The following is a 12,029-nucleotide window of genomic DNA, read 5'->3' as shown; positions in this document are numbered from 1 at the left end:
TCACTGGTCCAGCGCGTTGTCGATCGCCTTGACGGCCGCGTCCCATCCCGCTTGCGAGGAACGGCCCTTCTGGTCGACCTGGAGCATGCCGATGTCGGCCAGGTTCTGCGCGATGATCAGGTCCTTCGGCCCCAGGATCTGGACCGGCACACCCTCGGCGGCCTTGGAGAAGATCTGCCCGATGGGCGCGTTGCCGAAGTAGGCGTGCTTGGCGCCCGCGACCTCCGGCAGGGAGTACGCCGCCTGGGCGCTCGGGAAGCTGCCGCGCTTGGCGAACAGCTTCGCCTGCTGGGCCGGTGCGGTCAGCCAGGCCGCGAGCTTGGCGGCCTCCTCGGTGTTCTTGCCGGCCGAGGGGACGGTGAGGAAGGAGCCGCCCCAGTTGCTGGGCTTGGGCGCCGCGGCCACGTCCCACTTGTCCTTGCCCGCGGCTCCCGCCTTGTCCTGGATGTAGCCGAGCATCCAGGCCGGGCAGGACACGGTCGCGAAAGTGCCGTTGGCGTAGCCCTGGTCCCAGGCGGGGGTGAACTGCTGGAGTTTGCCGGTCAGCCCCGCGGAGGCGAACTCCGCCGCGATGTCCCAGGCCTCCTTCACGGCCGGGTTCGTCTTGTAGACGATCTTGCCGTCCTTGTCGTAGAAGCGGTTCTCGTTGCTGCCGGTGATCGCCGCCATCACCCCGGAGGCGGAGTCGACGAAGGAGGTGCCCTTGGGTGCCTTGGCCTTGAACTGCTTGCCCGCGGCCAGGTACTTGTTCCAGTCGCCCGCCCACAACTTGCCGACCGCCTCACGGTCGCTGGGCAGTCCGGCCTTGGCGAAGAGGTCCTTGCGGTAGCAGATGCCCTGCGGGCCTATGTCGGTGCCGAGGGCGATCGTCTTGCCGTCCTTGGTCGCCTGCTCCCACTTCCAGGGCAGGAAGGCGTCCTTCTGCACGCCCGCCGCCTTGCCCAGGTCGACCAGCTTGCCGGACTGCGTCGCGGTGATCTCGGCGATGTTGTTGACCTCGACCGCCTGGATGTCGGCCAGTCCGCTGCCGCTGCCGAGGTGGGTGAGCAACTGCGGGTAGTAGTTCTCGTTGCGCTCGATCGAGGTCTGCTTGATGACGATGTTCTTGTTGAGCTTCATGTACTCGTCGTAGAGCCCGGCCTCCTTGAGACCGAAGGCCCCGAAGACCCCGACCGTCAGAGTCGTCCTGCCCTTGCCCCCACCGCCGTCGTCGGACGAGCTGCCGGCGGGATCGTCGCTGTCCTCGGCACAGCCGGCCAACAGACCGGCCCCGAGCGCGGCGACGACCGCGAGGATGACTGCCCTGCGCATTGCGTCCTCCTTGTGCCCTGACGCGCCGACCCGCCGGTCAACCAGCCTGCGAAGCAGTCCCGTTGATGCCGAGCGGCCCGGGCGGGGAAGGTGCGGGTTGTGTATGAGTCCGGTACGGTGGGAGCGCTCCCATGCGTGATGTGTTGAAGGGTCGCGGCTCCCTGAGGGGGTGTCAAGACACCCGACCCGTTATGTTTTCGGACCAGGCAGCCCTGGGGAGGCGGACATGGTGTCTCGGATGATCCGTACGCGGAACGGCGGGCGGGGCACCGGCCGGCCGACGCTCGAAGAGGTCGCGGCTCGCGCCGGAGTGGGGCGGGGCACGGTCTCCCGGGTGATCAACGGTTCGCCCCGGGTCAGCGAGACCACCCGGGCCGCCGTCGAGGCCGCCGTCGCCGAACTGGGCTATGTGCCCAACCGTGCGGCCCGCGCCCTGGCCGCCAACCGCACCGACTCCATCGCCCTGGTCGTGCCGGAGCCCGAGGCCCGTTTCTTCGCCGAGCCGTACTTCTCCGACATGGTGCGCGGGGTGGGGGCGGCGCTCGCCGAGACCGAGATGCAGCTGCTGCTGACGCTCGCCGCCGGTGACCGTGAGCGCAGGAGGCTCGCGCAGTATCTGGCCGCCCACCGGGTCGACGGCGTCCTGCTGGTCTCCGTGCACGCCGACGACCCGATCCCCGACATGCTGGAGCAGCTCTCGATGCCGGCCGTGATCAGCGGCCGGCGGTCGGCCGACGAGACGCTGGTCGCGGTGGACAGCGACAACTTCGGGGGCGCCCACACCGCCGTGACGCATCTGGCCGGCCGCGGCCGCCGCCGGATCGCGACGATCACCGGACGCCTGGACGTGTACGGAGCCCAGTGCCGCCAGGCGGGCTACCGCGCGGCGCTGGAGGAGGCGGGTCTGGCGCCGGACCCGGGGCTGACGGCGCCGGCCGACTTCACCGAGGAGGGCGGCCGCCGCGCCATGGCGGAGCTGCTGCGGCGCTGCCCCGATCTGGACGCGGTCTTCGCGGCCTCCGACGTGATGGCGGCGGGCGCCCGTCAGGTGCTGCGGGAGGCGGGCCGCCGGGTTCCGGACGACGTGGCGCTGGTGGGCTTCGACGACTCGGCGGTGGCGCGTCACATGGACCCGCCGCTGACCAGCGTGCGCCAGCCGATCGAGGAGATGGGCCGCACGATGGCGGAGCTGCTGCTCCAGGAGATCACCGGTCGGACGGGCCGGTGTCCGCAGGTCGTGCTCCCCACGGAGCTGATCGTGCGCGACTCGTCGTAGCCGCGGTCCGGCGGGGGCCGGGGCCCCGGCCGCCGCCGGAAACGATCAAGGCCCCGGTCCGAGGACCGGGGCCTTGATCGAGAAGGGTGAGTAACGGGACTCGAACCCGCGACATCCTGGACCACAACCAGGTGCTCTACCATCTGAGCTATACCCACCACGACCGGTCTTTCCGACCGGCCGAGAAAAAGTGTACAGGGTCCGGCAGGGTGCTCGCGCCCGGGTTGTTGCGCCGTGTGGCGGCGCTCACCCGGGGCTCGCGATCCCTTCTACTCCGCAGGCAGGACGTACTTCGCGGCGATCGTCTTCGCCGTGTCGGAGTCCGGTCCGGGCTGCGGCACGAAGACCGCCTCCCGGTAGTAGCGCAGCTCCGCGATGGATTCGCGGATGTCGGCCAGTGCCCGGTGGTTGCCGTTCTTCTCCGGACTGTTGAAGTACGCCCTCGGGTACCAGCGGCGCGCCAGCTCCTTGACCGAGGACACATCGATGATCCGGTAGTGCAGGTACTTCTCCACCGTCGGCATGTCGCGCAGCAGGAAGCCGCGGTCCGTACCGACCGAGTTGCCGCACAGAGGGGCCTTGCCGGGCTCCTTCACATGCCCCCGGACGTACGCCAGGACCTGCTCCTCGGCGTCTGCGAGCGTGGTGCCGCCCGCGAGCTCGTCGAGGAGACCCGAGGCGGTGTGCATCTGGCGCACCACCTCGGGCATCGTCTCCAGCGCAGCGTCCGGCGGGCGGATCACGATGTCCACCCCGTCGCCGAGCACGTTCAGTTCCGAGTCGGTGACCAGTGCGGCCACCTCGATGAGTGCGTCGTCCGTCAACGAGAGCCCGGTCATCTCGCAGTCGATCCACACCATGCGATCGTTCATGCGTCCTACCTTATGGCGCGCTCCGCTGGCCGGGCAGGCTCGGGCGGCCGTGGCCCCCCGCGTACGCCTCCGACGGCGGCTTGCCCAGCTCCGGCGGCGCGGGCGAGGTGGCGCTGGGACCGGAGGGTCCCGTGGCCGCCGCCGCACGCCTGGCCTGGGCAGGGACGACCGACTCCACCATCGACGGCGGTGGAGAGGGCTCGCTCTGCGGCCGGCGCACCCGGTAGGCGGCCCGGTACGCGGCCGGGGACGAACCCAGCTGCCGCCGGAAGTGGCCGCGCAGTGCGACGGGGGAGCGGAAGCCGCAGCGGCCCGCCACCTCGTCGACCGAGTAGTCGGACGTCTCCAGTAGCCGCTGTGCCTGGAGCACCCGCTGGGTGATCAGCCACTGCAGCGGCGCGCTGCCGGTCAGTGAACGGAATCGCCGGTCGAACGTGCGCCTGCTCATGTACGCCCGGGCCGCCAGTGTCTCCACGTCGAACTGCTCATGGAGATGCTCCAGCGCCCACGAGACGACCTCGGCCAGCGGGTCCGACCCGATTTCCTCAGGTAAAGACCTGTCCAGATAGCGTTCCTGCCCGCCGCTGCGCCGTGGTGGCACCACCAGCCGGCGGGCCAGTGCTCCGGCCGCCTCGGTGCCGTGGTCGGTGCGCACGATGTGGAGGCAGAGATCGATTCCGGCCGCCGTGCCCGCGGAGGTGAGCACATCGCCGTCGTCGACGAAGAGCTCGCGCGGATCCACATGGACGGACGGATACCGTTTCGCCAGCGTCGGCGCGTACATCCAGTGCGTGGTCGCCGGACGGCCGTCGAGCAGACCGGCCGCGGCCAGGACGAACGCACCGGTGCACAGTCCGACGATGCGGGCTCCCTCCTCATGCGCGCGCCGCAGCGCGTCGAGCGCTTCCGGCGGTGGCGGTGAGGTGATCGACCGCCAGGCCGGTACGACGACGGTTCCTGCTCTGCCGATGGCTTCCAAGCCGTACGGTGCGGTCAGTTCGAGCCCGCCGGTGGTCCGCAGCGGGCCTTCCTCGCCTGCGCAGACGAGCAGTCGATAGCGAGGAACTCCGGCGTCCTGACGGTCAATTCCGAACACCGAGAGCGGGATGGAACTCTCAAAGATGGGGCCGCCGCTGAACAGCAGTACCGCGACGACCTCCCGGCGCCGGCGCCCGGAGAGCTTTCGTGCTGCCTCCGGCGCGGCGGAGTCCTGACTCATGACGCTAAGCCCCCCTCGGTGTTCGCGTCTCCCCGTTCTTTTCGGGCCTTTCGCTCCTGCACGTTTCCCCTCGGTTTTGCACGAGTCCCGAGCCTTCGATACTCATGATCGAATCTACTGTGTCCCGTGGCGCCGACGTGACAAGTTCGGCATGCCCCGCTATGTCGACATGGCAACTTGGCGCGAAGCATTCGATCACGAAGCGTTCCACTCGACGGCCGCCCAGGGAAGTGCGCCTCACGCGCATGGCCCGTCCCCGTAGGGTGCAAGCGCCGCGAATGGTCCTTTCTTGCCTGGTGGCAAGGGGGTTGGCAGGCCATTTCCCCAAGGAGGGGCCACTGACGTGAAGTTGGCTGAAATCATACGGGTGTGAGCGTGCGAACGGGTCAGTCTTCGGTCGCACAACCTCCGCTGTGACGAGCGCCCCGGTGCGCCCCCGCGGCCGGCCGGCCGCGCCGCGAGGTCGCCGGCGCCGGGCTCTCGACGCGGGCCCGGGCCGCGGTCCGCTCGGAGTGCCGCAGAAGGATCCGGCAGGCCGCGGTGACGGCGGCGAGGCCGAGGGCGGCCGCGGCGGCCCCGCCGACGGACGTTCCGTAGACGACGAGGACGACGGGGACCAGAAAGCAGCTGAACGCGGCCCAGCGGATCACGTCGCTCGCCGACTCGGACGAGGGGTGCGGAGCGCGGGCGGACGGGGCGGACGGTCGTGCGGACACGGAAGCTCCCTCGAGGCTGCGGGGTGACCGCGATGCCAACGAGGAACGAACCATTCCGGTCACTGCGGCACCCGGTGCCCGGCCGCCGGCCGGGCGGCGAGCCCCGTCCCGGGTCCGGCCCGCGGACCCCGGCGGCGGGCGCGGTTCCCCTCCCCGGCCACACAGGCCCGTCCAGACGGCTGTAGACGCCAAGCGGCATTGCCATACGGGGCGGCCTCGGGCATGCTCCCTGGAACGCCCGATTGGGGCGGCAGGGCCTGGGCAGGAGAGGAGTGTCGCCGTACCCTTGGGGGTATGGGCCAGGGAAGATGATTCCCGGACACAGCTCCGTCGCCATGTCGTTCCCTCCCGATGAGGACCTTCTTCGCCGAGACACCGATGGCCGGTCACGAAATCCCCGAACCCGCGGACCGCAAGCAGGTAGCCGACCCCTCGTCGGACCTGCAAGCGGCGGAACAGTCACGCCATGCCTGCGATCCGGCCTTCCGGCACGGAGTCGTCGTCGGCTTCGACGGATCGACCTCCAGTGAGCGCGCGCTCGCCTATGCGATCGGCATGGCCCGGCGCTCCGGCTCCGGGCTGATCATCGTCCATGTGGCGAACCGGCTGCCGACCACCGTCTGGGCCGGCTGCGAGCCCCCGGTCTTCGTGGACGTCCCCGATCACCGCACCGAGGTCCTCGGTCTGGAGCTGGCGTGCGCCGACTATCTCACCGAGGTCCCGTGGATCCTCGTCGAGCGCGGCGGCGACATCTGTCATGAACTGGAGGAGGTCGGCCGGGAGTACTCGGCCGACGCCATCGTCGTCGGTTCCACCCACGGGATCGTCGGCCGCATCTTCGGCTCGGTGGCCGGACGGCTCGCGCGGCGTGCGCAGCGCCCCGTCATCGTCATCCCGTAACGCCCGCCCCGCGCCCTCCCTTTGCCGCTGACGCCAGGTCAATTCGCCCTGCCTGTACGGAAACTACCCGTGCGTAGAGGTGGATTGTGCGCTTGTGAAGGGTATCTCTCGATGGCTGGGTAGCAGCACAACTGCACATGGACACGAAGGGAGCCCGCCGTGGACAACGTCGTTCCCGCGGGAAGCACTGCCACCTCCTCGACCTCGACCTCGACTCTCGGTCATCTCGCCCTCGGACTCACCCTGTTGGCCTTCGGCGTCGGCCACACAGGCGTGATCGACAACGTGACGGCGGCCGACGCCTCGGCCGTCGCGACCTGGGTGGGGGGCGTCGCCCTCTTCATCGCCGGACTGCTGGAGTTCCGCGCGGGCAGCGCCGGTACCGGCACCGCGTTCGCCGGGCTCGGCGCCTTCTGGTTCACCTGGGGCACCGGCGTCGGCACCGAGGTGTCGGCGGAGGCGGCGGGCCTGTTCCTGCTGCTGTGGGCGCTGTTGGCGCTGACCCTCACCGTCGCGTCCGCGGGGAGCGGACTCTTCGTGCAGGGTGTCTACGGGCTGCTCACGGTCTCGCTGCTGCTCCTCGGCATCGCGGCGTTCGCCGAGAACGGAGGGCTCGCCAAGGCGGGCGGCTGGGTCGGCGCGGTGGCGGGCCTCGCGGCCTGGTACGGCGCGACGGCCGCGCTCGCCAAGTGGCCGGCCTTCTCGGGACGCGCTGCCGGCCGGGGAGTGACGGCCACCGGCTGAGGCCGCGCAGGCCGGCGTCAGGGCAGCGCCGGCTGACGAAAGAGCGGTCCCCCCGCGCAGTGAGTGCGCGGGGGGACCGCCTGTTTCCGGGGCCGGCCGGGCCGGTCCCGACGGCCCGACTACTCGACCGTGACGGACTTCGCCAGGTTGCGCGGCTTGTCGATGTCCCGGCCCATGGCCAGCGCCGTGTGGTACGCGAAGAGCTGGAGCGGGATGCCCATCAGGATCGGGTCCAGCTCGTTCTCGTTCTTCGGCACGATGATCGTGTGGTCGGCCTTCTCCTGCTCGCGGTGGGCCACGGCGAGGATCCTGCCGCTGCGGGCCTTGATCTCCTCCAGGGCCGCGCGGTTCTTCTCCAGCAGCTCGTCGTCGGGGACGATCGCGACCGTCGGCAGCGCGGGCTCGATGAGCGCCAGCGGGCCGTGCTTGAGCTCGGAAGCCGGATAGGCCTCGGCGTGGATGTAGGAGATCTCCTTGAGCTTCAGCGAGGCCTCGAGCGCCACCGGGTAGCCGCGCACCCGGCCGATGAACATCATCGACTGGGCGCCCGCGTACTCCTCGGCGAGCTTCTTGATCTCCGCCTCGCCCTCCAGGATCTCGGTGATCTGCTCGGGCAGCCTGCGCAGGCCCTCGATGATCCGCTTGCCCTCGGAGACGGACAGGTCGCGGATACGGCCCAGGTGCAGGGCGAGCAGACCGAAGGCGACCACGGTGTTGGTGAAGCACTTGGTGGAGACGACGCAGACCTCGGGGCCCGCGTGCACGTACACGCCGCCGTCGGCCTCGCGGGCGATCGCGGAGCCCACCACGTTGACCACGCCGAGGACGCGGGCGCCCTTGCGCTTGAGCTCCTGCACGGCGGCCAGCACGTCGTACGTCTCACCGGACTGGGAGACGGCGATGTAGAGGGTGTCGGGGTCCACGACCGGGTTGCGGTAGCGGAACTCGGAGGCCGGCTCGGCGTCCGCGGGGATCCGGGCGAGGCCCTCGATCAGCGAGGCGCCGATCATGCCCGCGTGGTACGAAGTGCCACAGCCGAGGATCTTCACCCGGCGGATGCCGCGGGCCTCGCGGGCGTCCAGGTTCAGCCCGCCGAGGTGCACGGTGGAGAACTTCTCGTCGATGCGGCCGCGCAGGACGCGGTCCACCGCGTCGGACTGCTCCGAGATCTCCTTGTGCATGTACGTGTCGTGGCCGCCCATGTCGTAGGAGGCGGCCTCCCACTCGACGGTCTCCGGGGTGGCGGTGGTGCGCGTGCCCGAAGTCGTGTACGTGCGGAAGTCGTCGGCCTTGAGCGTGGCCATCTCGCCGTCGTCGAGGGTGACGATCTGGCGGGTGTGCGAGATCAGCGCGGCGACGTCCGAGGCGACGAACATCTCCTTCTCGCCGATGCCGAGGACGACCGGGGAGCCGTTGCGGGCCACCACGATGCGGTCGTTGAAGTCGGCGTGCATGACGGCGATGCCGTACGTGCCCTCGACGACCTTGAGCGCCTCGCGGACCTTCTCCTCCAGGGTCTCGGCCTGGGAGCGGGCGATGAGGTGGGTGAGCACCTCGGTGTCGGTCTCGGAGGCGAAGACGACGCCGTCCGCCTCCAGCTTCGCGCGCAGCTCGGCGGCGTTGTCGACGATGCCGTTGTGGACGACCGCGACCTTGTTCTCGGGGTCCAGGTGCGGGTGCGAGTTGATGTCGCTGGGCGCGCCGTGGGTCGCCCAGCGGGTGTGGGCGATGCCGGTGGTGCCGGCGAAGCGCTTGGGGACGCGGGCCTCCAGGTCGCGGACCCGGCCCTTGGCCTTGACCATCTTCAGACCGGTCGCCTTGGGGCTCGTGATCACGATGCCCGCGGAGTCGTAACCCCGGTACTCCAGCCGCTGCAGGCCTTCCAGCAGCAGCGGTGCCACATCACGCTTGCCGATGTATCCGACAATTCCGCACATAGACTTCTTGCCCCTCCATAGATCCGTGTGCCCGGCGGTCAGCCATAGACGATGCGGCGCAGCTGGCGGAGCGAGAGCTCCGGCGGCGCCACGGCGCGGTGCGGCAGCTCGGCCGCGATCCGCTCGAAGATCTCCGTGTTCGCCATGCCACCCGACTGCAGCTCACGGTGGCGCCGGCGGACGAACTCCTCCGTCTTCTCGTCGAAGTACGCCAGCACGTCGAGGATCACCCGGGCCGCTTCACCGCGCTGGAGCGCGGTGCTGCGCACCAGGTGGTCGATGAGGTCGTCGTGGGACAGACGGCCGGGCTGGCGAGGTTCGAGCACCCGTAGATATTGGGGGGTCGCTCCCCGTTATTGCAAGAATCCTGCCCGATTCCGGGCAGGGGCGCGTTACAGACGCTTCAGAACGGCCTGTTTGGCGGTCGTGAACTCGTCATCCGTCAGTATCCCGGCCTGATGCAGATCGGCCAGCTCGCGCAGTCTCCTCAGCAGTGCGTCGTGATCGTCGCCGCCGGGAGCGGGGACGGCCCCCACGAGCGCCGGACGGGCGGGCGCGGGGGCGTAGGGGTGCGGCAGCCGCGCCACCACGGCCGCGGCGACCAGGGCCATCAGCGGGTCCTTGCGGAAGCCCCAGAGCTCGACGGCGTGCGGGTCGTACTTCGGCGGGGCCTTGGTCGGCGCCTTCGCCACGGAGAAGCGGAGGTAGCCGTTCTCCAGTCCGGCGGACGGCAGCCACTCCACCGCCTCGATGTCGTCCAGCGGGATGGTCCGGGTACCGCCGGAGGACTTCGACTCCTCCGTCTTCCAGTTCCACGCGAGGCGGACCGCATCGCCGTCGAAGGTGGCGGTGCCGTCGCCGGCGCCGACGGTGATCGGCAACGCGGGGCCGGCCATCAGATACCGCTCCACCGGTCCGGAGGCGACCTGGTCCAGGAGCAGGGCGTTGCGCACCTCGTCCACGAAGTACTCGGCGACGCCGCCGCGGTGGCTCTCCACGGTCAGCCGGTAGGGGTCGGAGCCGTCGTCCAGCTTGCCGCCGGTGATCTGGAGCAGCGGGTCCGCCCCGTCCCGCAGCCTCAGCCGCAGCCGGCCGGACTTCTTGCCCGGTTCGAAGGAGATCCCGGCGAGCGCCTCCAGCGGTACGGCGATCTCCCCGAGGGTCTTGCGCAGCAGGCTCACGCTCTTGTCGGAGCCGGGCACGATCCGCACCGTGTCCCCGTCGAAGGTCCAGGTGCCGTCCTTCTGGATGATTTCCGCCATGCTCATATGCGGATTGTTCCATCCGGCCGGGGCGGTGCGGGGTGGAGTCACCGCCTTGACGGGTAGTAAGTGGTCTACACCTCGGTGCAGTTGAGGTGCGGCACCACAGTTGCGACGCCCGGAGAAGGGATCCAGCCCGTGAGACTGCCCGGAACGTTCCCCCGTCTGCTCGGTGCACTGCTCCTCGTCGGCGCGGCCGGCCTCGGCTGCATCGGCGCCCGTCCCGCACCGGCCCCCGCCGGCCACGCGCCCGACGCCCGGCCGCTCGGCCAGATCGTCCCCGCGCCCGCGTCGGTGCGGCCCGCGGGGTCGCCGTACACGCTCACCCCCCTCACCCGCATCCGTGTCGACGGCTCCCGTGACGCGCGCCGGATCGGGGACTACCTCGCGGGGCTGCTGCGGCCGTCCACCGGCTACGCGCTGCCCGTCACCCGCGACGACCTCCCCGGCGGCATCCGGCTGCGGCTGCGCGCCTCGGAGCGGGCGCTCGGCGACGAGGGCTACCGGCTGGAGTCCGCGCGCGGCGGGATCACCCTGACCGCCCGCAGGCCCGCGGGACTCTTCCACGCCGTCCAGACGCTGCGTCAGCTCCTGCCGGCCGCCGTGGAGAAGGACACCCGCCAGCGCGGCCCCTGGCAGGTCGCCGGCGGCACCGTCACCGACACCCCGCGGTTCGCCTACCGGGGCGCGATGCTCGACGTCGCCCGGCACTTCTTCACCGTCGACCAGGTCAAGCTCTACATCGACCGGATGGCGCTCTACAAGATCAACAAGCTGCATCTGCACCTCTCGGACGACCAGGGCTGGCGCATCGCCATCGACTCCTGGCCCCGCCTCGCCACCTACGGCGGATCCACCCAGGTCGGCGGCGGGCCGGGCGGGTACTACACGAAGGCGCAGTACCGCGAGATCGTCGCGTACGCCGCCTCCCGCCACCTGGAGGTCGTCCCCGAGATCGACATGCCCGGGCACACGAACTCCGCGCTCGCCTCGTACGCCGAGCTCAACTGCGACGGCGTCGCGCCCCCGCTCTACACCGGCACGGCCGTCGGCTTCAGCTCGCTGTGCGCGCCGAAGGCGGTGACGTACGACTTCGTGGACGACGTGGTGCGCGAGCTGGCCGCGCTCACCCCCGGCCGCTATCTCCACATCGGCGGTGACGAGGCGCACTCCACGAGCCACGCGGACTATGTGAGGTTCATGGACAAGGCCCAGGCGGTGGTCGGGAAGTACGGCAAGACCGTGGTCGGCTGGCACCAGCTGACCGGGGCGAAGCCGGTCGCCGGGGCCGTGGCGCAGTACTGGGGCTACGACGCGACGGGCGCCGCCGAACGCAAGCAGGTCGCGGACGCGGCGAAGAACGGCACCCGGCTGATCCTGTCGCCCGCGGACCGGGTCTACCTCGACATGAAGTACACCAAGGACACACCGCTCGGCCTGGCCTGGGCGGGACTGGTGGAGGTCCGGCGCTCCTACGACTGGGACCCGGCGACGTACCTGGACGGAGTGCCGCAGCAGGCGCTGCTCGGCGTCGAGGCGCCGCTGTGGACGGAGACGCTGTCCACCAGCGACCACCTCGAGTACATGGCGTTCCCCCGGCTGCCCGGCGTCGCCGAACTCGGCTGGTCACCGGCGTCCACGCACGACTGGGAGACGTACAAGGTGCGCCTCGCGGCGCAGGGGCCGAGGTTCACGGCCCTGGGGATCGACTACTACCGCTCGCCGCAGGTGCCCTGGCCGACGGGAGGCTGAGAAGAAGGACGGGCGCCGGTGTGGGGGGGGTCCCCGGGGG

The 12,029-nt window shown here is 70.6% G+C and carries 11 protein-coding genes and 1 tRNA gene; 4 read left to right on the top strand and 8 right to left on the bottom strand.

The window, feature by feature from the left end:
- Positions 1-1,311 carry an ABC transporter substrate-binding protein gene (locus ACFWU3_RS18800; RefSeq protein ID WP_313946189.1) on the bottom strand — a complete coding sequence of 437 codons (1,311 nt, stop codon included), beginning with the start codon at positions 1,309-1,311 and terminating at the stop codon, positions 1-3.
- A 238-nt stretch (positions 1,312-1,549) separates the two neighbouring features.
- Between ACFWU3_RS18800 and ACFWU3_RS18795 the strand changes: the two genes are divergently transcribed.
- Positions 1,550-2,587, top strand: a complete 1,038-nt coding sequence (locus ACFWU3_RS18795) for a LacI family DNA-binding transcriptional regulator (RefSeq protein ID WP_384438384.1) — start codon at positions 1,550-1,552, stop codon at positions 2,585-2,587.
- An 85-nt stretch (positions 2,588-2,672) separates the two neighbouring features.
- Here the strand turns inward: ACFWU3_RS18795 and ACFWU3_RS18790 are convergent.
- The 4 genes from ACFWU3_RS18790 to ACFWU3_RS18775 all read right to left on the bottom strand — a co-directional run bounded on the left by ACFWU3_RS18790 (position 2,673) and on the right by ACFWU3_RS18775 (position 5,394).
- Positions 2,673-2,745 (bottom strand) — tRNA-His (locus tag ACFWU3_RS18790).
- A gap of 111 nt (positions 2,746-2,856) precedes the next feature.
- Entirely contained in the window at positions 2,857-3,459 is a 603-nt protein-coding gene (orn, locus tag ACFWU3_RS18785; protein WP_384438381.1) for an oligoribonuclease, read from the bottom strand.
- Between the two features lie 10 nt (positions 3,460-3,469).
- The gene (locus tag ACFWU3_RS18780; RefSeq protein ID WP_384438378.1) at positions 3,470-4,678 is read right to left on the bottom strand and encodes a GlxA family transcriptional regulator; all 1,209 of its coding nucleotides are present in this window, start codon (positions 4,676-4,678) and stop codon (positions 3,470-3,472) included.
- Positions 4,679-5,064: 386 nt separating this feature from the next.
- Entirely contained in the window at positions 5,065-5,394 is a 330-nt protein-coding gene (locus tag ACFWU3_RS18775) for a hypothetical protein (RefSeq protein WP_384438375.1), read from the bottom strand.
- 378 nt (positions 5,395-5,772) lie between these two features.
- Here ACFWU3_RS18775 and ACFWU3_RS18770 point away from each other — a divergent pair, with 378 nt between their 5' ends.
- The gene (locus ACFWU3_RS18770; protein WP_313949001.1) at positions 5,773-6,294 is read left to right on the top strand and encodes a universal stress protein; all 522 of its coding nucleotides are present in this window, start codon (positions 5,773-5,775) and stop codon (positions 6,292-6,294) included.
- A gap of 159 nt (positions 6,295-6,453) precedes the next feature.
- Positions 6,454-7,038, top strand: a complete 585-nt coding sequence (locus tag ACFWU3_RS18765) for an acetate uptake transporter (protein ID WP_384438372.1) — start codon at positions 6,454-6,456, stop codon at positions 7,036-7,038.
- A gap of 119 nt (positions 7,039-7,157) precedes the next feature.
- Here ACFWU3_RS18765 and glmS read toward each other — a convergent pair whose 3' ends face one another.
- From glmS to ACFWU3_RS18750, 3 genes are all read right to left on the bottom strand, one after another.
- Positions 7,158-8,975: a glutamine--fructose-6-phosphate transaminase (isomerizing) gene (gene glmS, locus ACFWU3_RS18760; protein ID WP_384438369.1), complete on the bottom strand. Its 1,818-nt coding sequence runs from the start codon at positions 8,973-8,975 to the stop codon at positions 7,158-7,160.
- A gap of 38 nt (positions 8,976-9,013) precedes the next feature.
- Complete coding sequence (locus tag ACFWU3_RS18755; RefSeq protein WP_313946196.1) at positions 9,014-9,301, bottom strand: hypothetical protein; 288 nt, start codon at positions 9,299-9,301, stop codon at positions 9,014-9,016.
- 66 nt (positions 9,302-9,367) lie between these two features.
- Complete coding sequence (locus tag ACFWU3_RS18750; RefSeq protein WP_384438595.1) at positions 9,368-10,237, bottom strand: DUF4429 domain-containing protein; 870 nt, start codon at positions 10,235-10,237, stop codon at positions 9,368-9,370.
- A 138-nt stretch (positions 10,238-10,375) separates the two neighbouring features.
- On the opposite strand from ACFWU3_RS18750, the gene ACFWU3_RS18745 reads away from it, so the two are divergent.
- Positions 10,376-11,989 carry a beta-N-acetylhexosaminidase gene (locus tag ACFWU3_RS18745; RefSeq protein ID WP_384438366.1) on the top strand — a complete coding sequence of 538 codons (1,614 nt, stop codon included), beginning with the start codon at positions 10,376-10,378 and terminating at the stop codon, positions 11,987-11,989.
- Positions 11,990-12,029: the final 40 nt, after the last annotated feature.

Origin of the sequence: Streptomyces sp. NPDC058685 (assembly GCF_042714725.1) — a bacterium.
GTDB lineage: Bacteria > Actinomycetota > Actinomycetes > Streptomycetales > Streptomycetaceae > Streptomyces.
This window is presented reverse-complemented; position numbering and strand designations above follow the sequence as displayed.